The 23,156-nt window shown below is 69.0% G+C and carries 27 protein-coding genes; 14 read left to right on the forward strand and 13 right to left on the reverse strand.

Features of this window, described 5'->3' with window-relative positions:
• Positions 1–99: 99 nt before the first annotated feature.
• Genes A5787_RS08320 through A5787_RS08330 form a run of 3 tightly spaced genes read left to right on the forward strand, consistent with a single transcriptional unit; the run spans position 100 to position 2,639 of the window.
• On the forward strand, positions 100–897 hold the full coding sequence (locus A5787_RS08320) for an SDR family NAD(P)-dependent oxidoreductase (protein ID WP_197506988.1): 798 nt from the start codon (positions 100–102) through the stop codon (positions 895–897).
• 17 nt (positions 898–914) lie between these two features.
• A complete protein-coding gene (locus tag A5787_RS08325; protein ID WP_066964436.1) occupies positions 915–1,832 on the forward strand; it encodes a catalase family peroxidase in 918 nt (305 codons plus the stop codon).
• 36 nt (positions 1,833–1,868) lie between these two features.
• Positions 1,869–2,639 (forward strand): sulfite exporter TauE/SafE family protein, encoded by a 771-nt coding sequence (locus A5787_RS08330; RefSeq protein ID WP_066964438.1) that lies wholly within the window; start codon positions 1,869–1,871, stop codon positions 2,637–2,639.
• Here the strand turns inward: A5787_RS08330 and A5787_RS08335 are convergent.
• Both A5787_RS08335 and A5787_RS08340 read right to left on the reverse strand, forming a co-directional pair.
• Positions 2,626–3,741, reverse strand: coding sequence for a glutamate--cysteine ligase (locus A5787_RS08335; protein WP_066964443.1), 1,116 nt, complete (start codon positions 3,739–3,741; stop codon positions 2,626–2,628). The two genes, A5787_RS08330 and A5787_RS08335, sit on opposite strands and share 14 nt — an antisense overlap.
• Before the next feature lies 1 nt (position 3,742).
• Positions 3,743–4,186 (reverse strand): anti-sigma factor antagonist, encoded by a 444-nt coding sequence (locus A5787_RS08340; RefSeq protein WP_066964447.1) that lies wholly within the window; start codon positions 4,184–4,186, stop codon positions 3,743–3,745.
• Positions 4,187–4,338: 152 nt separating this feature from the next.
• On the opposite strand from A5787_RS08340, the gene A5787_RS08345 reads away from it, so the two are divergent.
• Entirely contained in the window at positions 4,339–4,962 is a 624-nt protein-coding gene (locus A5787_RS08345) for a TetR/AcrR family transcriptional regulator (RefSeq protein ID WP_066964450.1), read from the forward strand.
• Here the strand turns inward: A5787_RS08345 and A5787_RS08350 are convergent.
• Entirely contained in the window at positions 4,959–5,624 is a 666-nt protein-coding gene (locus tag A5787_RS08350; protein ID WP_066964453.1) for a DedA family protein, read from the reverse strand. The two genes, A5787_RS08345 and A5787_RS08350, sit on opposite strands and share 4 nt — an antisense overlap.
• Entirely contained in the window at positions 5,621–6,460 is an 840-nt protein-coding gene (locus tag A5787_RS08355) for an SGNH/GDSL hydrolase family protein (RefSeq protein WP_066964498.1), read from the reverse strand. The genes A5787_RS08350 and A5787_RS08355 overlap by 4 nt, the downstream gene beginning before the upstream one ends.
• Before the next feature lie 71 nt (positions 6,461–6,531).
• On the opposite strand from A5787_RS08355, the gene A5787_RS08360 reads away from it, so the two are divergent.
• Both A5787_RS08360 and A5787_RS08365 read left to right on the forward strand, forming a co-directional pair.
• Entirely contained in the window at positions 6,532–8,169 is a 1,638-nt protein-coding gene (locus tag A5787_RS08360; RefSeq protein WP_066964501.1) for an acyl-CoA synthetase, read from the forward strand.
• A 189-nt stretch (positions 8,170–8,358) separates the two neighbouring features.
• On the forward strand, positions 8,359–9,156 hold the full coding sequence (locus A5787_RS08365; protein ID WP_066964502.1) for an IclR family transcriptional regulator: 798 nt from the start codon (positions 8,359–8,361) through the stop codon (positions 9,154–9,156).
• On the opposite strand, the gene A5787_RS08370 is transcribed toward A5787_RS08365, so the two are convergent.
• The 6 genes from A5787_RS08370 to A5787_RS08395 all read right to left on the reverse strand — a co-directional run bounded on the left by A5787_RS08370 (position 9,144) and on the right by A5787_RS08395 (position 13,575).
• Positions 9,144–9,974: a polysaccharide deacetylase family protein gene (locus tag A5787_RS08370; protein ID WP_066964656.1), complete on the reverse strand. Its 831-nt coding sequence runs from the start codon at positions 9,972–9,974 to the stop codon at positions 9,144–9,146. The two genes, A5787_RS08365 and A5787_RS08370, sit on opposite strands and share 13 nt — an antisense overlap.
• Positions 9,975–10,059: 85 nt before the next feature.
• The gene (locus A5787_RS08375; protein ID WP_066964654.1) at positions 10,060–10,773 is read right to left on the reverse strand and encodes a class II aldolase/adducin family protein; all 714 of its coding nucleotides are present in this window, start codon (positions 10,771–10,773) and stop codon (positions 10,060–10,062) included.
• Positions 10,766–11,563 (reverse strand): 3-(cis-5,6-dihydroxycyclohexa-1,3-dien-1-yl)propanoate dehydrogenase, encoded by a 798-nt coding sequence (hcaB, locus tag A5787_RS08380; protein WP_066964504.1) that lies wholly within the window; start codon positions 11,561–11,563, stop codon positions 10,766–10,768. The genes A5787_RS08375 and hcaB overlap by 8 nt, the downstream gene beginning before the upstream one ends.
• Positions 11,547–11,789: a dihydrodiol dehydrogenase gene (locus A5787_RS08385; protein ID WP_066964506.1), complete on the reverse strand. Its 243-nt coding sequence runs from the start codon at positions 11,787–11,789 to the stop codon at positions 11,547–11,549. Before A5787_RS08385 ends, hcaB begins: the two co-directional genes overlap by 17 nt.
• Positions 11,786–12,301 carry a 3-phenylpropionate/cinnamic acid dioxygenase subunit beta gene (locus A5787_RS08390; RefSeq protein WP_066964508.1) on the reverse strand — a complete coding sequence of 172 codons (516 nt, stop codon included), beginning with the start codon at positions 12,299–12,301 and terminating at the stop codon, positions 11,786–11,788. Before A5787_RS08390 ends, A5787_RS08385 begins: the two co-directional genes overlap by 4 nt.
• On the reverse strand, positions 12,298–13,575 hold the full coding sequence (locus A5787_RS08395) for an aromatic ring-hydroxylating dioxygenase subunit alpha (protein ID WP_066964510.1): 1,278 nt from the start codon (positions 13,573–13,575) through the stop codon (positions 12,298–12,300). Before A5787_RS08395 ends, A5787_RS08390 begins: the two co-directional genes overlap by 4 nt.
• A gap of 285 nt (positions 13,576–13,860) precedes the next feature.
• Between A5787_RS08395 and A5787_RS08400 the strand changes: the two genes are divergently transcribed.
• From A5787_RS08400 to A5787_RS08420, 5 genes are read left to right on the forward strand one after another with little or no spacing between them, the layout of a single operon-like run.
• The gene (locus tag A5787_RS08400; RefSeq protein WP_066964513.1) at positions 13,861–14,799 is read left to right on the forward strand and encodes a Rieske 2Fe-2S domain-containing protein; all 939 of its coding nucleotides are present in this window, start codon (positions 13,861–13,863) and stop codon (positions 14,797–14,799) included.
• On the forward strand, positions 14,796–15,281 hold the full coding sequence (locus A5787_RS08405) for a hemerythrin domain-containing protein (protein ID WP_066964514.1): 486 nt from the start codon (positions 14,796–14,798) through the stop codon (positions 15,279–15,281). The genes A5787_RS08400 and A5787_RS08405 overlap by 4 nt, the downstream gene beginning before the upstream one ends.
• 59 nt (positions 15,282–15,340) lie before the next feature.
• Positions 15,341–16,081, forward strand: coding sequence for a protocatechuate 3,4-dioxygenase subunit beta (gene pcaH, locus A5787_RS08410; protein ID WP_066964518.1), 741 nt, complete (start codon positions 15,341–15,343; stop codon positions 16,079–16,081).
• Positions 16,074–16,601: a protocatechuate 3,4-dioxygenase subunit alpha gene (gene pcaG / locus A5787_RS08415; RefSeq protein ID WP_066964657.1), complete on the forward strand. Its 528-nt coding sequence runs from the start codon at positions 16,074–16,076 to the stop codon at positions 16,599–16,601. Before pcaH ends, pcaG begins: the two co-directional genes overlap by 8 nt.
• Complete coding sequence (locus tag A5787_RS08420) at positions 16,598–17,809, forward strand: lyase family protein (protein ID WP_066964525.1); 1,212 nt, start codon at positions 16,598–16,600, stop codon at positions 17,807–17,809. Before pcaG ends, A5787_RS08420 begins: the two co-directional genes overlap by 4 nt.
• Here A5787_RS08420 and A5787_RS08425 read toward each other — a convergent pair.
• Positions 17,796–18,443: a TetR/AcrR family transcriptional regulator gene (locus tag A5787_RS08425; protein WP_066964528.1), complete on the reverse strand. Its 648-nt coding sequence runs from the start codon at positions 18,441–18,443 to the stop codon at positions 17,796–17,798. The two genes, A5787_RS08420 and A5787_RS08425, sit on opposite strands and share 14 nt — an antisense overlap.
• Before the next feature lie 205 nt (positions 18,444–18,648).
• Here A5787_RS08425 and A5787_RS08430 point away from each other — a divergent pair, with 205 nt between their 5' ends.
• Entirely contained in the window at positions 18,649–18,930 is a 282-nt protein-coding gene (locus tag A5787_RS08430) for a DUF1876 domain-containing protein (protein WP_066964531.1), read from the forward strand.
• Between the two features lie 25 nt (positions 18,931–18,955).
• Positions 18,956–19,759, forward strand: coding sequence for an HPF/RaiA family ribosome-associated protein (locus A5787_RS08435; protein ID WP_066964534.1), 804 nt, complete (start codon positions 18,956–18,958; stop codon positions 19,757–19,759).
• Here the strand turns inward: A5787_RS08435 and A5787_RS08440 are convergent.
• On the reverse strand, positions 19,752–21,593 hold the full coding sequence (locus A5787_RS08440; RefSeq protein WP_066964537.1) for a long-chain fatty acid--CoA ligase: 1,842 nt from the start codon (positions 21,591–21,593) through the stop codon (positions 19,752–19,754). The genes A5787_RS08435 and A5787_RS08440 overlap by 8 nt on opposite strands.
• Before the next feature lie 81 nt (positions 21,594–21,674).
• The gene (locus tag A5787_RS08445; protein ID WP_066964539.1) at positions 21,675–21,938 is read right to left on the reverse strand and encodes a hypothetical protein; all 264 of its coding nucleotides are present in this window, start codon (positions 21,936–21,938) and stop codon (positions 21,675–21,677) included.
• Positions 21,939–22,152: 214 nt separating this feature from the next.
• On the opposite strand from A5787_RS08445, the gene A5787_RS08450 reads away from it, so the two are divergent.
• A complete protein-coding gene (locus A5787_RS08450) occupies positions 22,153–23,130 on the forward strand; it encodes a GNAT family N-acetyltransferase (protein WP_066964542.1) in 978 nt (325 codons plus the stop codon).
• Positions 23,131–23,156 lie beyond the last annotated feature (26 nt).

Consider the following 23,156-nt stretch of genomic DNA (forward strand, 5'->3'; position numbering starts at 1 on the left):
GGGCTTTGCGTGTGCGCACCGGGCGGAAATTCGGCAGATTTCCCACCACACGCTCACTATCAACGACGTGAGCACACACTGCGATGGCGCTGTGCCACCATGACTGCCATGGTGAACGCTGATCGTGCCCGGTCCCGCACCTTCGTCGTGACGGGCGCGGCGTCGGGCATCGGCCTGGCCACCGCGCGGCGGCTGCTCGCCGAGGGCGGCACCGTCATCGGCGCCGACGTGGCCGCCCCGCCCGATCTCGGTGCCGACTTCCACTTCGTCACCGCCGACGTCACCGACGAGGCCGCCATCGACGCGGTGCTGGCCGCGGTGCCCGGCCGCCTCGACGGCGTCTTCCACGCGGCGGGCGTCGCCGGCGGCGGCCCCGTCCACCTGCTCGACCGCACCGAGTGGGACCGGGTGATCGGCATCAACCTCACCGGCACCTTCCTGGTGGCCAAGGCGGCCCTGGCCAGGATGATCGAGCAACCCCGCGTCGACGGCGAACGCGGTTCGATCGTCACCGTCGCCAGCATCGAGGGCCTGGAGGGCACGGCCGGCGGCAGCTCCTACAACGCGGCCAAGGGCGGCGTCGTCTTGTTGACCAAGAACATCGCGCTCGATTACGGGCCCAGTGGCATCCGCGCCAACTCCATCTGCCCCGGCTTCATCGAAACCCCCATGGCCAACAACGTTTTCGGCCTGCCCGGGATGGAGGGACCGCTGGCCTCCATCACCTCCGAGCATGCTCTGCAGCGGCTGGGCCGGCCCGAGGAGGTGGCGGCGATGGCGGCTTTCCTGCTGTCCACCGACGCCTCGTTCGTCAGCGGCCAGGCCATCGCCGTCGACGGCGGCTACACCGCGGGACGCGATCACGGCGTCGTTAAACTCTTCGGCTTCCCGAAGTAGCGGCTTAAGATTCGCGCATGGTCACTCCAGACGAAGCGATCGACGCGATCCGAGGCACCGGCGGTGCGCAGCCGGGCGCCCGCGCGCTGCACGCCAAAGGCACGCTGTACCGCGGAACGTTCACCGCGACCCCCGATGCGTCCGGGCTGTCGCGCGCCAAGCACCTCGACGGCTCGGCCGTCCCGGCGGTGATCCGCTTCTCGAACGGATCGGGCAACCCGAAACAGCGGGACGGCCTGCCCGGGGTGCGGGGCATGGCGGTGAAGTTCACGCTGCCCGACGGGTCGAGCACCGACGTGTCGGCGCAGACCGCCCGGCTGTTCGTCGCCAGCACGCCGGACGGGTTCGTCGACCTGCTGAAGGCGATGCGGCCCGGCCCGACGACGCCGCTGCGCATGGCCAAGTACTTCCTGACCCACCCGCGACTGCTGGGCGCGTTGCCCATCCTGCGAGAGGCCAGCAAGGTACCGGCCAGCTACGCCACCATCGAGTACCACGGCCTACACGCCTTCCGCTGGATCGGCGCCGACGGCAGCGCCCGATTCGTTCGGTACCACTGGGTTCCCGCCGCGACCGGCAAGGCCGTCCAGGGCGATGGCCCGGATTTCCTCACCGACGAGCTCAACGCGCGCCTCGCGAGCGGTCCGGTGCGGTTCGACCTGCGCGTGCAGATCGCCGGGCCCGACGACTCGACGGTCGACCCGTCGGCACCGTGGCGCGGCACGCAGATCGTCACCGCCGGCACCCTGGAGATCACCGGCCTGGACACCGAGCGCGAGCACGGCGGCGACATCGTCGTGTTCGACCCGATGCGCGTGACCGACGGCATCGAGCCCTCCGACGATCCGGTTCTGCACTTTCGCAGCCTCGCGTATTCGGCGTCGGTCAAGCTGCGCACGGGCGTGGACCGCGGCCGCGAGGCGCCCCACATCTGACGGAGATTAAGCTCTTCGGAAGTGCTGCTCTCCCATATGGTTTTGATCGCCCTGGCCGGGTTCGGCGCCGGCGCCATCAACGCCCTCGTCGGATCGGGCACCCTCATCACGTTCCCGACGCTCGTCGCCCTGGGCTACCCGCCGGTCACGGCCACCATGTCGAACGCGGTCGGCCTGGTGGCGGGCAGCGTGTCCGGGACCTGGGGGTATCGCGCCGAGCTGGCGGGGCAATGGAACCGGCTGCGGTGGCAGATCCCCGCCTCGCTGGCCGGCGCGGTGCTGGGCGCCTTCCTGCTCCTGCATCTGCCCGCGACGGTGTTCACCGCGATCGTGCCGGCGCTGCTGGTGCTCGCGCTGGTGCTGGTGGTGGTCGGGCCGAAGCTGCAGTCGTGGGCCGCCCAGCGTGCCGAACGGGCGGGGCGTTCGCCCGAGCACATCACCCCGGCACGGATGGCCGTGCTGGTGCTCGGGACGTTCGCGGTCGGCGTCTACGGCGGCTACTTCACCGCGGCGCAGGGGATCCTGATGGTCGGCATGATGGGCGCGCTGCTGCCCGAGTCGGTGCAGCGCATGAACGCGGCCAAGAACCTGCTGACGCTGTTGGTGAATGTCGTTGCGGCGGTGAGCTACTCGCTAGTGGCATTCCACCGGATCAGCTGGCCGGTGGCCGGGCTCATCGCGGCGGGCTCGCTGATCGGCGGGCTGGTCGGGGCGCGCTATGGCCGCCGGCTCTCGCCGACCGCCTTGCGCTCCACCATCGTGGTGGTCGGGCTGATCGGGCTCTACCGCCTGCTCACCGTGGCTTGACGGTGACCTCGGCGACGACGTCCAGCACATCGTGGCGTCGCCGCCACGCCCGCCGCTGCCCCATCGCTCCGTTTCCCCGCGCGACGATGCGATCGAGTTCCGTTGCCGCGCGGTCGTATTCGCCCAGGGCTTCCAGCGCCGGGCGCACCGCCAGCACCAGAGCACTTAGCTGCTCGCGCGCCGGCACCGCCCCGCGGCCGTGGATCAAATCGAGCGTGTGCCCCGCGAGCCCGTCGTGGGCGGCCTTCCAGTACGCCGCCCGCAGCGCGCCGGGCGGCAGGCGCCCCAGCACGTCGCCCTCGTCGCGAGCGTCGAGCGCCGTCATCACCGCGGCCCGGATCAGCGTGGCGAGCAGCACGGTCTCGTCGACCGTCGCCGGCACGTCGGCAACCCGCACCTCGACCGTCGGGAAATCCGTCGACGGGCGCACGTCCCAATAGATCATGTCCCGGTCCAGGATCACCCCGGTGTCGACCAGCATGCGCACCGCGCGGTCGTAGTCGTCGGGCGATGGAAAGAACGGCGGCGGCCCCGCGGCCGGCCAGCGCCGCCACAGCACACTGCGCCAGCTCGCGTGGCCGCTGTCGGCGTTGCGGTATACCGGCGAATTGGCCGACAGCGCAAGCAAACACGGCAACCACGGCCGCAGCCAATTGCTGACGTGGATGGCGGCCGCGCGGTCGGGCACCTGCACGTGCACGTGGCATCCGCAGATGCCCTGCTCGTGGGCGATCATCCCGAACTCGGCACCGATCCGCCGGTAGCGCGGGGTGTCGGTGACGGGAAATTCGTGCGGCGTGGCGGGCGGAAGCCCCGAGGCCAGCAGCCGGACGCCCGCGGCCTCGGCGGCCGCCGCCGCGGTGCGCCGCAGCCGAGTGAGCTCCTCGGCGAGGTCCGCGCTGTTCGACGCCACGCTCGAGGCGGTCTCCACTTGGCAGCTGCTCAGCTCCAGCTGCAGCTCGACGCCCCGCCGCTTCGCCTCCTCGGCCACGTCCGCGTTGCGGGGGGCCGGTTCGCCCGTCCGCGGGTCGACGAGGAGGAACTCCTCCTCTACCCCGAAGGTCGGTCCGGAAGTTGGCCCGGAGCTGGGTGAGTCGCTCAGCTCACCAGCGAGCGGCCGAGGCGAGCGCGGCGTCCGCGGTCGGGTAAATGGGCAGCACGGCGTTGAGGCCGCAGGCGTCGACGATCCGGGCGACGAGCGGCTCGTGGCTCACCAGGCGCAGGTCGATGCCGCGGTCTCGACACCGGTGTGCCTCGTCGGCCAGCGCCGCGAAGGCGCAGCAGCCCATGAAATCCAGCCCCGTGACGTCGACCACGAACGGGCCGGGCGGAATGACCACGCTGGCCGCCTCGCTGACTAGCCGGCGCCAGGTGTGCTCGTTGCAGGCGTCGACCTCGCCGCCGGCGCTGATGAGTACCGCCGCGCCGTTGCGGTCGGTGGTCGCGCGCAGCGTGCTGTGTGGATCGCCCAGCTCGTAGACCAGCCGCGTGCTGAGCGTGAGAGGAGGTGGGCTGGACATCGGTTCGGCAACAATAACGGGGCTCATGGTGGACTCCCTAATCGACCGACGCTTGGCGTCGGGACGGTGCCCGTCCTGCTGACTTAAGACGAATTCTTCGCGACGTGCGAATCTCATTTGTATAACGAGACAGGGCGGTCTGTCTACATAAGACTGGTTAAGAGTATGGTAAGGCCGGTATGACCAGCCACGATGTCCCAACGACGCCGGTCACCTCGGCCCGTGAACGCATCTTGACCGCGGCTTATGAACTCTTCGGCCGGCGTGGAATTCGCGCTGTCGGCACCGACGAGGTGATCGAGCGGGCCGGCGTGGCGAAGGCGACTCTCTATCGTCATTTCGCGACCAAGAACGACCTCGTCCTGGCCGTGCTGCAGCGCCGCGAGGAAGTGTGGACCTACGGCCTGATCGACGAGCAGTCGCGGCGGCGGGGCGCCAGTCCCGAGGAACAGTTGCTGGCGATCTTCGACGTCATGCACGAGTGGTTTCAGCAGGGCGACGGCTTCGAGGGCTGCTCGTTCATCAACGTGTTGCTGGAGTTGGGGGCCGACCACCCGGCCGGACAGGCGTGCATCGTGCACATCGACCACGTCCGCGACATCGTGCGGCAGCGTGCCGTCGCGGCGGGGCTGCTGGACGTCGAGGACTTCGCCTTGTCGTGGCAGATCCTGATGAAGGGCGCCATTGTTCTCGCAGACGTCGGTGACCTGGACGCCGCGCTGCGCGCCCGCAAGATGGCCTGCGCGTTGATCGAGCAGCACCGGCCGGTGGCGCCGGAGGACGTCGGCGAGGCGGTCGGTTAGGCGGCCTCGGCCGCCGTGGTGCCGGTTTTGCGGTAGTGCTCTTCCTCGAGCTCGGCGATCATGCGCGACGTGCGCTCACGCAACGCGAAGGCGGCGATCAGGCCGAACACGATCGCGATGACCAGCGCCACCCAGGAGAACCGCTCCATCCAGCGCTCGGCGGCCATGCCGGCGTAGTAAACCAGTGCCGTGGTGCCGCCGGCCCAGCAGATGGCGCCCGACACGTTGGCCGCCAGGAACCGCGGGTAGTGCATCTTCAGCGCGCCGGCCAACGGCCCGGCGAAGATCCGCAGCAGCGCGATGAACCGGCCGAAGAACACCGCCCGGACTCCCCAGCGGTTGAACAGCTTTTCGGCCAGCGCGACGTGCCCGGGCCCGAAGTGCTTGGGGAAGCGCCGGCCGAGCCGGTCGAAGAGCGGCATGCCGAACCGCCGCCCGATCGCGTAGCCGATCGAGTCGCCGACGACGGCGCCGATCACCGCGGCGGCGCCGACCCCGACCGGGTTGACGGCCAGGTCGTGGTGCGACGACATCAGGGCCGCGCTGACCAGCACGATCTCGCCGGGAAGGGGGATGCCGAGGCTTTCCATCCCGACCACACCGCCGACGACCAGGTAGACCAGCAGGGGTGGGATGGACTGCAGCAGAGCCTCCACATTCATGGGTCAAGGATGCCTGACCGGCGGACGAACCGCGCCGTAATCTGTGCGCTCGGCGCGCTGAGGGGTTCCAGGCGCGGACGCTTGGGCACCCGCCCGTCGGCGGAAGACATGCCGCGCAGGCGTCGCCACACCCATGGCATGAATTTCTGCTGCGTCCAGCGCAACTGGCCGTACGTGCGGGATTTGAACGACAGCCGCGTCGGGCTGCCGCCGGATTCGGCCCAATCATGGTTGCTGCCAGGCAAATTGAGCGCTTCGGCGACCGCCTCGGCGAACAGGATGTGCCCCTTGGTGGACGCGTGCACGCGGTCGATGTCCCACGTGTCCAGGTCGCGCATCGAGGCCGCGTTATAGAGGTCCACCAGCCTGAAGTCGTATTGATCGGCCGCCGCCCGGATCGCGTCGTTGATGCGGGCGAGCCGCCCGGACACCAGCCGGCCGAGCGGGAGGAATTGCGCGACGTTCGGGAAGGTGGTGGTCACCACCGTCGCGCCCGATCCGGCGAGCGCCGCGTACAGGTGCTCGAGCTTGGCCAGGGCGCGGCCGAACGAGTTTCCCGGCTGGATGACGTCGTTCATGCCGACGCACACGGTGATCAAATCCGGCTGCATCGCCAGCGCCGGCGGCACCTGTTCGCGCAGCACGTCGGCCACCAGCTTGCCGCGGATCGCAAGGTTGGCGTAATGCAAGCCGGGGTAGAGGGCGTCGATCATGGCCGCGAGGCGGTCGGCAAACCCGAGGCAGCCGATCGCGTCGTTACCGTCCCACAACCCCTCGGTCTGGCTGTCCCCGATGGCGACGTATCGGCTGTATCCGGTCCCACTAGCCCCGTACACGATGCCGAGACTAACCGGTAAGTCCGTCCGCGTCGTTGTAGCGTGGCGCTGGCTCGCCGTGAGGAGATTCTGTGGAATTCAACCTGGCCCAGGTGTTCGGGGCGGTCGCCGCGGCCAACCCCGACCGGGACTGCATCGTGTTCGGCGATCGGCGCCTCACCTACGCGCAGACCGCCGACCGCGCCCGCCGGTTCGCCCGCGCGCTGCACGGCTGGGGGCTGGGCGCCCGTCGCGAGCGTGCGGAGCTGGCGCTGTACGAATCGGGCCAGAGCCACCTCGGGTTGTACCTGGCGAACTGCAACGAATTCCTCGAGGCCATGCTCGGCGCGTACGGGGCACGGGTCGCCCCGTTCAACGTCAACTACCGCTACGTCGCCGACGAGTTGGTGTACCTGCTGGGCAACGCCGGCGCCGATGCGGTCATGTATCACGCGCGGTTCGCGCCGACGCTGGCCGAGGCGCTGGTCAGGATGCCCGGTCCCGTTCGGCTGATCCACGTCGACGACGGGTCGGGCAACGACCCGCTGCCGGGGGCGGTGCGCTACGAGGACCTGCTGGCCTCGATGTCCGATGAGCCGCTCGACCTCGCGCCGTCGCCCGACGATCTGTATGTGCTCTACACCGGCGGCACCACCGGGATGCCCAAGGCGGTGCTGTGGCGGCAGCACGACATCTACGTCAATGCCATGGGCGGGCGGACGCTAGGCACCGGCGAGGTGGTGGGCAGCCTGAAGGAGATCGTCGAGCGATCGCGGCTGGAGGGGCCGGGCTCGATGACCCTCGCGCCGCTCATGCACGGCGCGGCGCAGTGGGCGGCCTTCATCAGTCTGTGCGGTGGGCGGCCGTTCGTGATGGCGCCGACGACCACCCACTTCGATCCGGCCGAGGCGCTGGCGCTGGCCGGCCGCGAACGGGTGATGTCGCTGTCGATGGTCGGCGACGCCTTCGGGCGGCCGCTGGCCGACGAGCTCGAGGCCGGCGACTACGACCTGTCCGGGCTGTTTGCGCTCGTCACCGGCGGGGCCGCGCTGAGCGCCCCGCTCAAGCAGCGGTTCGTCGAGCTGCTGCCTCAGGTGACGATCGTGGATGCGGGCGGGGCGTCGGAATCCGGCGCACAGATGATCCAGGCGTCCAGCCGGCTGCAGGGCGCGTCCGGCCGCTTCGCCCCGAACCCGGGGGCGGTGGTGGTCAGCGAGGACCTGACCCGGATCCTGTCGCCGGGCGACGAGCGGATCGGCTGGCTGGCCCAGCAGGGGCCGATACCGCTGGGCTATCTGGGCGATCCGGAGAAGACGGCGCGCACGTTCCCGGTGATCGAGGGCATCCGCCACTCGGTGCCCGGCGATCGGGCCCGCTGGCACGCCGACGGCCAGATCGAGTTGCTCGGCCGCGATTCGGTCACCATCAACTCCGGCGGCGAGAAGATCTTTGCCGAGGAGGTCGAAGCCGCGATCGCCGAGCACCCCGACGTGTACGACGTCGTGGTGACGAGCCGGCCCAGCACCCGGTGGGGCAACGAAGTCGTCGCGCTCGTCCAGTTGGCCAACGGCGCGTCCGTCGACGCCGACGGCATCATCGCCGAGGCCGCCCGCCATATCGCGCGGTACAAACTGCCGAAGGCGGTCGTCTTCTGCGACCGGTTGCAGCGCTCGCCGTCCGGTAAGGCCGACTACCGCTGGGCGAAAGAGCAAGTGGCGCAGGGCGGCTGAAACACCTGGCCCCATCCGCCACAGTGGTCCCCCCCGGGAAGGATGTGACGTTTTGTCCACCTCAAAGCGACAATCGCGGGCCCCTGGGCGCAAAGTCGATCTTTGTCGCTGTGAGGTGGACCAAAACTGTGCCCCGCCCCGAGCCGTGACGGATGTGGCAACTGGGGCCGGTGGCGCTACCGTGATGTCATGCAGAAGAAGCGGGAGCGGGCAGCCGGGAACGCCGATTCGCTTGCGCCCCAGTATCCGATCGAGTCGGTCGACAACGCGCTGAAGCTCCTGCTGTTGCTGGGGGAGCGGCCGGAGATCCGGTTGACGGAGGCCACCCGATACCTGGGTGTCGCGCCGTCGACCGCGCACCGGCTGTTGGCGATGCTGAACTACCGCGGGTTCGTCCGGCAGGACCCGGTGTCCAAGGCGTACCTGCCCGGTCCCTCGCTGACCGGCGTGGCGTTTGCGATACTCGGACGCCTCGACATTCAGCGATCCGCCGCGCCGATCATGCGCGGCCTCAGCGAACAACTGCGGGAAACGATTCACGTCGGAATGCTCGACGGCGCCAACGTCCATTTCGTGGCCGCGGTCGAGGGCCCGGCCGCGGTCCGGGTGGCTTCCCGGCTGGGACGAACCATGCCGGCGCATTGCACCTCGACGGGCAAGGCCATGCTGGCCCAGCTCGCGGAAACCGAACTGCGCCAGTTGTTTCCGGACGAGGAGCTGGAACGCGTCACCCCCCATTCGATCGGCGGCCGCACCGAATTGGAGGCCGAACTGGCCCGCATCCGCGAGCGGGGCTACGCGATCAATCGGGAGGAGAGCGAGGAGGGCGTCGCGTCGGTGGCGGTGCCCATGCCGACCCGGGCCCCGGGCCTGCGGCTGGCGCTCAACGCCGCCGCACCGCAGAACCGGCTGGACGGCGCGCGGTGCACCGCCGTGGCGGCCGCGCTTGTCAAGGCGGCCAAGGAGATTGGCGATCAGCTCGGGTGAGGTGTCCGATACGGGATTTCCGGTCGCAGGAAGACGTCGTTGAGCGTCACTGTGCGCAGCTTTCGTGACCGGATGATGTCGACCAGCTGCCCGTAAACGTGGGTGACCGCCGGGTGGTTGAGGTGGCCGATCACGATGTTCTGCGCCGTGAAGGACTGCAGCGCCATCCGCACGACCTGGTCTTCGCCGAGCACCGCGGAATCCCGTAGGTCACCGCTCCACAGGGTCGGAACCTGATAGCCCAACTCGGCGGCCACCCTGTCCACCACGGCGTTGTGATGGCCGTACGGCGGCCGGAAGTACGGGGCGGCGTCCACACCGTAGGTATTCCGCAGGAACGCATCGGTGCGGCTGAGCTCATCGGCGACCTGGCTCGCCGACAGTTTCGTCAGGTCGGGATGCGTCCACGTGTGGTTGGCGAGCTGAATCTGCCCCGATTCGACCAGCGGCCGCAGCACGGCGGCATTCTCGGTCCACGAGCGGTAGGCGCCGGTGACGAAATAGGTGAGCCGCACGCCGGTGTCCTTAGCGAATTGCGTGTAGAGCCGCACCACCTCGGTGTCGGCGCCGTCGTCGACAGTCCAGGCCAAGAGATCACCGTTGCCCGGGAGCTTGGTCAGGACCGTGCCGCCGGGCAGCAGGACGCGCGATGCCCGGTCCGGGGGCGACAGCAACGGCGACAGCAGAGGAGCGGCCGGGCTCGGCGCAGGCACCTCGGCGCGCGCCACCGTCTCCTTGGGCCCGCCCGCGGAGTACCACGAGACGCCCGTGACCGCCACGGTCGCGGCCACGGCGACCAGGAAGCGACGCCGGTCCAGTTCGCTCACCCGGGCAGGTTAATCCCGCCGAACGCCGTCTCCACCGAGCGGCACGCGGCGGATATGAAGCTGTGACATTGGGCTTTCAGCCGTCCAGCCGCGCGACCTCGTGCCGCCAGGCCGCGTCGGTGTTCAATCCCGGCCCCAGGTCCGGCAGCTCGTCCCAGTCGGCGTCCTCAATGTCGCGTAGCGTTCCGCCGGCCGCGCGTACGCGCAACGACATCCGCGCCAGCGCGTCGAGGCCGATCGCCTGCAGCACGGACTGCTCGATAGTGCCTGCGGCGCTGGTGATCCCGTGCCCGCGCAGGATCACCACGGGTCGGCCGCGCATCGCCGCCACCATGTCCTTGCCCAGCGCGGAGCTCCGGATCAGCACGGCCCGTTCGTAGACCGGCACGCCGCCGCGCGCCAGCCACGCGCCGGGAATGTCGTAGGCGCCGTAGATCGGCCTCAGCGTGACATCGGCGAGGTCGGCGGCGACCACGGCGGGCGGGTGCAGGTGCGCCACGGCCCGGTATGCCGGGTTGGACAGCAGGGTTTGGGCATGGATGGGCAGCTCGTTGGGGACGCGATAACCGTCGAGTTCTCCCGCGGCGCCTGCGGTTCCGTCGAACCTGACGAGCCGGATGTCGCTTGGCCGGGTGAAGGCCACTCCCGTATCGGTGTCGCTGCGGCAGCGGACGAGCAGCCGGTCGTCGTCGACGCGCAGGCTCAGGTGGCCGAGGACACCGTCGACCAGGCCGCGCGCCGCGGCGACGCGGCAGCCTTGCGCCAGCAACGCGCGCTGCTCGTCAAACACGTTCGCCCCCCAGCCCGAATCCGCCGTCGGGATGGACGGTTTCACCGGTGATGCCGCGGGATCGGTCGGAGGCCAGGAAGACGAAACTCCAGGCGTGGTCCGCGCCGGTGAGCGCGACGTTGAGCGTAGTGCGCGCCGCCATGTCGCGCGCCCGGTCGGGGGTGTCGTCGAGGCGGACGCCGTCGAGCCCCAGGCTGGCGAGCCCGCGCAGGTCGGTGTTGAGCGTGCCGCCCGGTGCCACCCCGTTGACCCGGATCTGTGGCGCGAGTTCGTGGGCCAGGGTTGCCACCAGCCCGCGGACGGCGAACTTCGACGATACGTAGAGCACCCCGCCGCGCCCGGGCTGGTACGACGACGTCGACTCGCACAAGACGATCGACGACCCGGTGCCGGCCCGCAGGGCGGGCAGGGCCGCCTTGACGGACTGCAGGTGGCTCAGCACGTTGGTGCGGAACATCTCGTCGAACGCGGGCGCGAGCGCCTCGGCGCCGATGTCGCCGATGCCCCGATAGAAATCGAAGACGCCGACGCAGTTGACCAGCGTGTCCAGCCCGCCGAACGCGTCCACCGCGGCGGCGACCGCGCGGTCGTTCGCCTCCGGGGTGATGGCGTCGCCCTCGATCACCGGGACGCCCGGCGACTCGTTCCGCAACCGTTCACACTTACCGCAATCCCGTTCCAGGGCAGCGACGTTGGCGCCCTCGGTGCGAAACGCGTCCAGCACGGCGCGGCCGATTCCCGAACCGGCGCCGACGATCAGGGCGCGCTTGCCCTCAAGCCATCCGGTCATCGCCGCCCTCCGCCTCGTCGGGCACCAGCGGCGCGCCGCAGTTGCCGACCATGGCCGCCAGGGTGCGGGCATTTTGCCAGGTCAGCGCCTCCAGTTCCAGAGCGTCCAGGCTGATCGACCGCCCGGTTTTGGGCGCGCTGATCAGCAGCCGCGTCCCGTTGCGGGTGTCCACCCGCCGCACCTCGACTTCGGCGAATTCGTTTGCCACCGTGATGGGTTCGTTCACAGGAACACCGCCAAATTCTGCATCCGCAAGACGGACTCGTCGACAACGATGGTGCGGCGCGCCAGCTTCCAGCGGCCGTCGCACCGGCGCAGCAGGTCCTCGCGTCCGCAGGACACCAGCGCGCTCTCGTTGACGTCGCCGCGGCTGCGAAACAGCAGCTCGGCCGATTCGACGACCAGGTGCATGTCGTCTTCGACGAACGTGCGCACGTTGGTGATGAAGTGCCGCAGCCGCGACGGCGGGTCCTCGGTCCAGGCGTGCTCGGTGGCGAAGCGAGCGACGCGCTGGGTCAGCGAGTACTTGTCCTCGTCGAAATGCGCCATCCCCGGTGACGTGTCGAACCCGGCGCCCCGCGCCGTGGTGACCCGAACCGGCATCACGTAGCGGATGTCGTCGGTCAGCGTATCCAGCCACGCGTCGTAGTCCTGGGCGTCGAGCAGATAGGCCTCGTCTACCAGGAACCGATGCGCCTCCAGGTGGCGAATGTCGTTGAAGGGGAGGGCTTTTCTCATGAGAGGTAATCCGCCCAGAGGTTCAACAGCGCGCGCTGGTTGTACTCGTTGTAGCCGACCTGCGCGCGGCCGGGCCCGTGGAAGGACTCGGCGGGCAGCGCCTCGACGACGGGGCGATCGTCGGCGAGCAACCCCATCCGGCTGTTGAGCAGCAGGCGGCGCGCCATCGACCCGCCCGCGGTGGTGGTCAGCGACACCCAATTCTCCACGTCGTCTTGTTCGAACATCCCGGTGGACCCGAAGCACATCAAATATGCCTGGTACGAATCACGTTTGTATTGCGGGGGAGCCGCGGAATCCACCGCAAACCACGAGCACACCTCGGTCTCGTTCGCGCTGATGGGCTGCCACAGCCGGATCGAGATGAACGGCAGCACCTGCTCGCTGCCGGGCAACTTGGGCCAGTTGTGCACGAAGCTCAGGTTCGGAAAGCAGGTGGCCGCCGAGATCATGAACCCGTCCTCGCCGACGACCCGCTGCTGCCGCGGCGTCCAGGCCTGCTTGATGCGGCCGATCATCTCGTCGGGATACCCGACGTAGCGCATCCGCTCGTCGAAGTCGCCCGGCGGAAGTTTGTAGGTGGTCCCCCCGCCGCGGTGCGCCCAGTAGGTCGCTCCGTCCTTGCGCTTCTGGGCTTTTGGCTCGCGGAACAGGCCGATGTCGACGATCGACGCGTGCGTGTGCGGGGTGTGGTACATGTCGCCGGCGAAGTTCTCGGCGCCGATCTTCCAGTTCGCCTTGATCCGCCAGCGCTGCGGGCCCCGCACCTCGAGGCCGCCGGCGCTCTGCTTGGTGTAGAAGTCCAGGTAGAACCGGAAGTCGCCGAGGTAGTCCTCCAGCGGTTCGGCGGCCGGGTCCATGCTGATGAACAGCAGGCCGTTGTAGCTCGCGAAATTCGGTGCGGGAAGCAGGCTTTGGGCGCGCCGGGGTAGCCCCTCGTCGCCGCCGTAGGCCTCGCGATGAAACGGCAGTCCGGTGAGCCGGCCATCGTTGCGATACGACCAACCGTGGTACGGGCAGCGGAAATTGGAGGCGTTGCCCATCTCCGCGCGGCACACCTGCATCCCGCGATGCAGGCACATGTTGAACATGGCCCGGATATCGCCGGCGCAATTGGTGATGATGAAGGAGTCGTCGAGAACCCGCCGCACCACATAGTCGCCATCGTGCGGGACCTCCGATTCGTGTCCCACGAACGTCCACGCCCGGCCGAACAGGCGCTCGCGCTCCAGCGCGAACAGCTCCCCGTCGTTGTAGATGTGGGCGGGGATCATCCCCCGCCGGACGCTGTCGAAAACTTCCCGATGCACGGAGACCTCTGCTCTACAGAAATATGTTCCGCTAAGTAGAATCCCGCACGCCATCCTCGTGGTCAATCAGCACCCGGTAAGGATCCTTTGGGCAAACTCACAGGTGGCAGACAACCGGGGATTCACCACGCGCGACTACGGTAGTCACGTCGGATCGGTTGCGCAGGTGAGCGCGAAATAATCCGGGATTTACGCCGAGTTCGCGCACAGTTCTGCCATTTGGCTCGGCATCTGAGGAAGGACGGTGTCATGGTGGATCGGTCCCGGGGGGCCGGCGTCCGGTTGCGGGAACTCGGACCGCGGGTGCTGTCAGCAATCGGGCGACAGGAGTGGCTGGATCGGCCGAGCTATCGACTCGAGCACCTGCTCAGCTTCGGCTACAACGCGCTGGGCGGCGCGCGCAACACCGTCACCAACGCGCTGCACGGCGTCTGGCTCGGGCACCCGGTTCATCCGCCGCTGGCGTCGCTGACGAGTGGGGCGCTGGGCACGACGGTGGCGTTGGATGCGCTCAGCCTGCTGCCCGGCCAGCGGCCGAGCGAGGTCCGCGACGCGTCACGATTCGCCACCCGCGCGCTGGGGGTGGGGATCCTGGCCAGCATCGGCTCGGCGATCACCGGCACCACCGATTGGCAGCACACCCACGAGCAGGACCGACGGGTGGGGCTGGTACACGGGCTCGTGAACCTCGCCGCCACCGCGCTCTACGCGCAATCCTGGTGGGACCGCCGCCACGGACGGCACGGCCGCGGGATCGCCGTGACGGCGCTCGGCTACGCCATCACCCTCGGCGGCAGCTACCTCGGCGGGGCACTGGTGTTCGAGTCCGGCATCGGCATCGACCAGTCGGGTGAGCGGCTGCGCACCACGGAGTGGACGCCGGTGCTGCCCGCGAGCTCGCTGAACGGCAAGCCGGTGCGCGTCGAGGTGGACGGCGTGGGATTGGTTGTGTGCCAGACGAACCCGGGGCAGGTGTCGGCGTTCGGCGAGTTCTGCCCGCACCTGGCGGCCCCGATGGCCGACGGCTGGGTGGATCGCGGCCGCGTGGTGTGCCCCTGGCACGGGTCGTGGTTCGCGGCCGGGTCGGGGGAGGTCTTGCGCGGCCCCGCGGCGGCCCCGTTGCCGTGCTACGAGGCCAGGTTGGTCGACGGAATGGTTGAGGTGCGTGCCGAGGAGGTAGCGAAGTGAACGCCTATGACGTGTTGAAAGAGCACCACATCGTGATCAAGGGGCTGGGCCGCAAGATCAGCGAGGCGCCGGTGAACAGCGAAGAGCGACATGCCCTTTTCGACGACTTTCTCGTCGAACTCGACATCCACTTCCGCATCGAGGATGACCTGTACTACCCGGCGCTGAAGGATGCCACCAAGCTGATCGCGGTCGCCCACGCCGAGCATCGTCAGGTGGTCGATCAGCTTTCCGTGCTGCTCAAGACGCCGCAGAGCGCGCCGGGCTACGAGGACGAATGGAACTCCTTCAAGACGGTGCTGGAGGCCCACGCCGACGAGGAGGAACGCGACCTGATTCCCGCGCCGCCCGAGGTGAAGATCAGCGACGCCGAACTTGAGGAGCTGGGCAGCCAGATGGAAGCAAAGATGGAGCAGTACCGCGGCTCCGCGCTGCATCGGATGCGCACCAAGGGCCGGGCGGCGCTGGTTCGCGGTCTCTAGCGCGACACCACGCGACTGACGGGGGGTCAGCCGCGTGATCGGGAGTAGCCTCACGGCTCATGACGTCCCAGGAGGACATCACCGCGGAGATCGCCGCCTTGAGCTCGGGTGAGGCTGCATGCGACCCGGGGCAGCCGCGGTTCGACTACCCGCCGTATCGCAGCACCGCCCTGCGTCACCCCGCGCGGCCCCCGCTGGTCGTCGACCCCGACGAGCTCGAGCTCGAGGGACCGTGTTTCGGCGGCGACGAGGTCGGCCCGCTCGACGCGGACCTGACGGCCGGCCATCCCGGCGAGCCGCTCGGGGAGCGGATCATCGTGACCGGGCGGGTGCTCGACGACGCCGGCGGGCCGGTGACCGGACAGCTGGTCGAGATCTGGCAGGCCAACGCGAGCGGCCGGTACCGCCACCAACGCGACCAGCACCCGGCCCCACTGGACCCGAACTTCGTCGGCGCCGGCCGGTGCCTCACCGGGCCCGACGGCTCCTATCGTTTCCTGACCATCAGGCCCGGCCCCTATCCGTGGCGCAATCACCACAACGCCTGGCGCCCGGCGCACATCCACTTCTCGGTCTTCGGAACGGCTTTCACGCAGCGGCTGGTCACCCAGATGTACTTCCCCGGCGACCCGCTGTTCGACCTGGACCCGATCTTCCAATCGATTCCCGATCCCGCCGCCCGAGGGCGGCTGGTCGCCCGCTACGACCACGGCGTCACCCAGCCGGAGTACGCAACAGGCTACCGCTGGGACATCGTGGTATGTGGCGGCCGCCGCACCTGGACCGCAGATGATGACTGAATTCCCTTGCACCCCCGGACAAACGGTAGGCCCCTTCCTCGGCCTCGGGCTGCCCTATCCCGGCGACAGCGATTTGATCGCCGCCGGGCAGCCACACGCCGTGCGGTTGCACGGGACGGTGTACGACGGCGCCGGCGAGGCGGTCCCGGACGCGCTGGTCGAACTGTGGCAGCGCGACGGCGACGGGCGCGTCCCGCGCCGGGCGGGCTCGCTGCGGCGCGAAGGTGCGGGGTTCACCGGGTGGGGCCGGTGCGCGACCGACGCCGCCGGGCACTACGGCTTCACCACGGTGGCGCCCGGTTCGGACTCCGGACGGCCGCCGTTCTTCGCGCTTGCCGTCTTCGCGCGGGGCCTGTTGCACCGGTTGTTCACCCGCGCCTACGTGCCCCACGACGAGGTGAACGCCGACCCTACGTTGTCCGCTCTGGTGTGTGTTGCCGAAAGCGGCCACGCCACCTACCGTTTCGACATCCACCTGCAGGGCCCGAACGAGACCGTGTTCCTGGAGTACCGCCGATGACCAATCTCCTGTGGCCCGGCGACGAGCGGGCCGGCGAGCACCTGACGGACCGGGCGCTGTTGCAAGCCATGGTCGCGGTGGAATCCGCCTGGCTCGGCGCCCTGGCCGCCGCCGGCCTCGCGCCGGGGGAAGGCGCGGAGCTGTCGAACCTGGTGGGCGACGGCGACCGCGAGGCGATCGCGGTCGCCGCGGAGGGCGGCGGCAACCCGATCATCGGCCTGGTCGAACTGCTGCGACAGCGCGCCGCACCGGCCGTCGCGCCCTGGATCCACCGGGGCCTCACCAGCCAGGACGTCCTCGACACCGCCCTGATGCTGGGCGTGCGCGCCGTCGTCGACGATCTGACAGCGCAACTGGCGCAACAACTTTCGACGCTGTCCGCCCTCGCCACGGCCCACCGGGGCACGCCGATGGTGGCCCGCACCCTCACCCAGCACGCGGCGCCCACGACCTTCGGCGCCAAGGCGGCCGTCTGGTTGAACGGGGTCGCCGACGCGTACGAACGGCTCGCCGGGCTGGTTACCCCGATTCAGATCGGCGGAGCCGTCGGGACGCGGGCCGCCGCCACCGAGCTCCTGACCGGCGCGGCCTCCGACCCCGCCAAGGTCGATCGGCTAGTGCACAGCGCCGCAACCACTTTGGGCTTGGCCGTCCGATCGCCGTGGCACACGACGCGCACGCCGGTCACCGCGGCCGCCGACGCCTTCGTCGGGTGCACCGACTCGTGGGGCCGCATCGCCTCGGACGTCGTGACGCTGGTCCGTCCGGAGATCGGCGAACTCGGCGAACCGGCGGGCCAGCGCCGCGGCGGATCGTCGTCGATGCCGCATAAGCGCAATCCGGTGTTGTCGATCCTGATTCGCCGCGCCGCCATCGCGGCGCCCCCACTTGCGGCCACCCTGCACACCGCCGCGGCGCTGGCCAACGACGAGCGGCCCGACGGCCCGTGGCACGCCGAGTGGGACACCCTGCGCACGCTGGCCCGGCGGACCGTCGTGGCGGGTTCCCAGAGCGGCGAACTGCTGGCCGGGCTGCGGGTGAATTCCGCGCGGATGGCCGAAAACCTGGCCATGACAGACGTATACGGCGAACAACGGGCGATCGCCGAGCTGGCGGGCAAGGCCGCGTCGGCGACCTACTTCGGGGCCGTCGACCGTCTGATTGACGAGAGCCTGGACCGCGCCGAGCGAATCCTCACAAACCGCTAGTCGCCACCGCCCTGCCGTCGGCCTCGTAGATGCTGGCCAGCCAGATGTGCACCAGCGTGTCGATCACGCGGTCTTCCGGGATCGCCGGCTCCTCGGTGGTGAACGTCGCGGCCATCACCCGCTCGCTCAACATGTTCAGCGCGACGGACAGATCCTCGGCCGGGTAGGTCTCGGGGGCCGCGCCGCGGCGGCGTTCGGCCTTGATCGCCGCCGTGGTGTGGGAGATCCACTTCTGCATGAGCGTCGACCACAGCTGGCGGACCTCGGGGTTGGTGGCTTTGGCCGCGGCGCCGGCCACCGCGACCGCCCGGTGCGAGCCCGACACCTCGAAGAACGCCTCGATGCGCGCCCGCCAATGCGTCGCGGGGTCACCGAACAGCTTGCCGCCCAGCGCCGTAAGCGCCGCGTGGGCCTTGCCGTTCATCTGGTCCAGCAGCGACAGCAACACCGCGTTCTTCGAGTGGAAGTAAAAGTAGAAGGTGGGGCGGGAAATGCCGGCGCCCTTCGCCAGGTCGTCTACGGAGAAGTCGGCCAGCGGCCGTTCCTGCAGGAGTCGCTCGGCCGTGGCCAGGATCGCTTGTTCGCGGTCGTCACCCGAATAATGCGACGAACGGCGGCCTCGGGAGGCGTGCATCTACTCGCCCTGCCTGGGGTCGGACACGAGAGTTACTTTATGGACGCGTCGATATACGTCAACGAAATTGTTGATTACAACCAACAATATTGTCGATTAATATCGACGGGATCTTTACCTGATGACTTTCGCCCCTACTTCGCGCCCGCCCGGTGATGGTCGCATCTAATCAGGCAAATCAGTCCGCAAGGCAAGGAGACCGGCGATGACGGGCGAGGGCGAAGGCACCAAGACCTGCCAGGTCGAGGTGGCGATCGAAGAGCACGAAGAGCGCACCCGGGCCAAGGCCCGGCTGTCCTGGGCGGGCAGGGAATTCGTCGGTGTCGGTCTGGCGCGACTCGACCCCGCCGACGAGCCGGTGGCCCGGATCGGCGACGAACTGGCGATCGCCCGGGCCCTCTCGGATTTGTCGAACCAGCTAATGGCCGTGACGTCCACCGATATCCAGGCCAGCACCCACCAGCCGGTCACCGGTCTGCACCGTTGATTTTGAAGGAGCGTGGCACCTAATCATGAGACAGAGACCCGATTTACCGTCCGTTTTGGACGTCCAGGTGACGACGCACGGTCAGCTGCCCGATGCCGAAGACTATGCGCGGACAAAGATCGGCGAGCTCGGTCGCCTCACCCACGAACCGGTGCTGCACGCGCACGTCAGGCTGAGCGAGCACGGCGATCCGGCGGTGGCCCGCCGCCTCGTCGCGCAGGCGAACCTCGACGTCAACGGCCGGTTAGTGCGCGCGCAGGTCGAGGGGGTCACCGCCCGGGAAGCGATCGATCGGCTCGAGGCGCGGCTGCGTCGTGGGCTGGAACGCGCCGCCGAACACTGGGAAGCCAAACGGGGTGGCGTCCCACGGAGCGCTCCGCACGAGTGGCGGCATCAGTCCGAGCCCGCCCATCGGCCGAATTACTTCCCGAGGCCCGACAGCGAACGCCGCATCATCCGGCACAAGTCGTACAGCCTGCCCGCCCGCACCGTCGACGAGGCCGCGCTCGAGATGGAACTGCTCGACTACGACTTCCACCTGTTCACCGAGCGGGGCACCGACCAGGACAGCGTGCTGTATCGCGAGTCGCCCACCGAATACCGCCTGGCGCAGGTCAATCCGGAACTGGTTGATGGGCTGGCGCCGTTCGGCACGCCGCTGACCATCAGCCCGCAGCCGGCGCCGCGGTTCACCGTGGACGAGGCGATCCAGCGGATAGGCCTGCTCGGCCTGCCGTTCCTCTTCTTCGTCGACACCTCCCGGGACCGCGGCAGCGTGCTGTATCACCGCTACGACGGGCACTACGGCCTCATCACACCGGCTAGCTGAGATAGAGGTCGCCCAGGCGGTCCGCGAACTTCTCGATGACCACCTTGCGGCGCAGCTTCATGCTCGGCGTGAGATCCCCGGATTCGACGGTGAGTTCGCGATCGAGGATCGCGAATCTCTTGATCTGCTCCCAGCGATTCAGTTCCAGGTTCAGCGCGTCGACGTATCCGGCGATCAATTCCTCCGTCTTCTCGTCGGAGGCGATCTCGGCGAACGACTCGTCCGCCAGCCCATTCTTGGCGGCCCAGTCGGCGATCGCCTCGCTGTCGAGGCTGACCAGCGCCACGCAATAGGGCTTGCCCTCGCCGTAGACAAGCAGCTCGCTGGCGTACGGGCACAAGCCCTTGAATTTCGCATCGATCGCCGACGGCGCCACGTACTTGCCCTGCGACGTCTTGAACATGTCCTTCTTGCGGTCGGTGATCCGCAGGAAGCCGTCCGCGTCGATCTCACCGATGTCACCGGTGTGAAACCAGCCGTCCCCGTCGAGCGCCTCGGCGGTGGCCTCGGGCAGATCGTGATACGAGGTCATCAAACCCGGCCCCCTGAGCAGGATTTCGCCGTCGCCGGCGATCCTGACTTCGGTGGACGGGAAGGGCCACCCGACCGTCCCGAAGCGATAAGCGTTGGGGCGGTTGATGAATGACGCCGCCGCGGTTTCGGTCAGCCCGTACCCCTCCAGCACGACGATGCCCACGGCGTCGAACCATTGCGCGACGTCCCGGTCCAGTGCGGCGGCCGCCGAGACGAAGAACCGCAGCCGGCCGCCGAACCGCTCACGAATGGTGGCGAACACCGCCCGGTCGGCCACCTGGTAGGCCAGGGAGGAAAACACCGAAGGCTTCTTGCCGGCCTGCCGGGTTTCCGACACCTGCACGCCCAGCCTGATCGCCCAGTCGAACAACATCTTGCTGAGCCTGCCCCGCTCGGCGACCACGCTCTCGATGTGGGCGTGCGCCTTCTCGAAGATGCGCGGGGCCGCGCCCATGATGGTGGGCCGCAGCGTCGCCAGGTTGTCCACGATCCGCTCGACGCGGCCGTCGATCGCGGTCGGGAAGCCGACCTGCAGCGGCAGCGCCAGCATCACCTTGCCGAAGGCGTGCGCCAGGGGCAACCACAGGAAGTTCAGGTCGTCGGGCCCGAGGATGCCCAGCGCGTCGATGGCCGCCGCGGTGTACGTCCACGCGCCGTGGGTCAGCCGCACGCCCTTCGGCCGCCCGGTGGTGCCGGAGGTGTAGATCAGGCTGGCGAGCTGCCCCGGGCCGATGGCGGCGACTCGGTCGTTGATGACGCCGGGGGAGTCGGCCAGCAGTTGCTTGCCCATCTGCTCCAGCTCGGCCAGCGTCATCACCCAGTCGCCGTCACCGTTCCCGTCGATGATCACCACCTTGCTGACATCGAGCAGTTCGGCGCGGTGCTGCAGCAATTTGTCGACCTGGCTTTGGTTTTCGGCGACCACCACCCGGCTGCCGGAATTGGCGACGATATACGCGACGTCGCCGGCGTTGGTCGTCGAATACACCGTGGTTGTTGCCGCGCCGGCGCACATCACGGCGAAATCGACGAGCACCCACTCGTAGCGCGTCGACGACGCCAGCGCCACCCGGTCCTCCGGGGCGATTCCGAGCGCGATCAGCCCGCCGGCGATGTTGTGGACGCGTTCACCCACCTGCTGCCAGGTCACGCTCTCCCAGCTGTTTTCCTGCGGGTACCGAAACGCCTCCGCGTCCGGCGTCGCGGCGACGCGGTCGAGAAACAGGTGCGCCACCGACGGCGCGCGCATCTCGATCTTGGTGAGGTCGGGCCTCTCCATCGAGGCGAGTGGTGTGTTCATGGTCAACCCTCGATCCTGCTGTGGCCTGGTGCGTCGGACTAGTGTCGAAAGTCCCGGAACGGCGGCCGGTGGCCGGCGGGCTCAGTCGGCGAGCACGATCCGAACGGACAGGCGCTCACCGATGGCGTACGCCCTGGCCCAATCGCCGCCCCGCACCGCGCGCTCGAAGTCGTCGACCAGCGGGCTGTGGGCGCCCAGGTCGGCCAGCCACGCGGAGACGGTGGCCGTGATCTCGTGAGCCGCCACCCGGGCGGTATGCCCGTCGTGCAGGCAGTCGGTCAGCTGATAGACCGTGGTCGCCGGGCCGCGCTGTGGCCAATGGGGCCGCCATGTCGCTGGGTACATTTTCTTCTCCCGGTTGTGTCCCGGTTTAGCCGTACCGATCCATCCGACCATCGCGGCGGGACGCGCCATAGAGACCAAGAGCACGACTGCCGCGGTGCTTTGGTCTCGCGCTCGACCCCCCGAAGTCCCCGCGCGACAGGGCCCTTTGTCACACCGACTGCCCGCGTATTGCCCCGGCGACCGCGGCGCCGGTCGCGTACCGTACCTCGGGGTGATGACGGATTTCGCGGAGTTGTCGGCGCTGGACGTGTTCGCCGGCATTCCGGCCCGGGACCTCACGGCCCTGGCCGCGCAATTGCAGCCGCTGCGCGCCGCCGCGGGCGAGGTCCTGATGCGCCAGGGGGAAAAGGCATCTTCGTTCTCGATCATCACGTCGGGCCGCGTGGAGATCCGGCACCTCGCCCCGGACGGCCAGGTCATGGTGACCGAGCTGTCGCCGGGGACGGTCATCGGCGAAATCGCTTTGCTGCGAGGCAAACCCAGAACGGCTACGGTGATCGCGACGGACGACGTGCGGGGCTACGTCGGATACGACAGCGCCTTCGAATGCATGCTGGCCATCCCCGTCGGCGCCGAACGAATGGTTCGCACCGCGCGGCAGCGGTTGATCGCCTACATCGACCCGATCCCGGTATCGGCAAAAGACGGCACCGAGTTCCTGCTGCGCCCGGTCCTGCCCGGTGACGCCGAGCGCTTCAAGAGCGAAGGTGCGTTCTCGCGCGAGACGCTGTACCGGCGCTACCAGGGTGGCGTTCCCAGTGCGGCGCGGCTGGCCTATCTGTTCGAGGTCGACTACGTCGACCACTTCGTCTGGGTCGTCACGACCCGCGCGGACGGGCCGGTCGTCGCCGACGCCCGCTTCATCCGCGACGAAGACGATCCCGGCTCGGCGGAGGTCGCGCTCACCGCCGCGGACGCCTACCAGAACCGCGGGATCGGGACGCTGCTGCTCGGCGCGCTGGCGATCGCCGCGCGCGTCGACGGCGTCGAGCGTTTTCATGCCCAGGTGCTCGCCGACAACCCGCCCGCCCGCGTGCTGGGGGACAAGGTCAACGCCCGCTGGGAGCCCGAGGAACCCGGGGTGATCACCACCACCGGGGAAATCCCGGACCCCGATGGATTACCCCTCGACCACGACACGCGCCTGAAGATTCAGCGCGTGGCCCGCCAGCTGATCCACGCGTTCGACTGACGCGACCAGCGCGGCTCGGCGACCCA

The sequence above is a fragment of the Mycobacterium sp. 852002-50816_SCH5313054-b genome (assembly GCF_001667185.1).
Taxonomy (GTDB): Bacteria; Actinomycetota; Actinomycetes; order Mycobacteriales; family Mycobacteriaceae; genus Mycobacterium.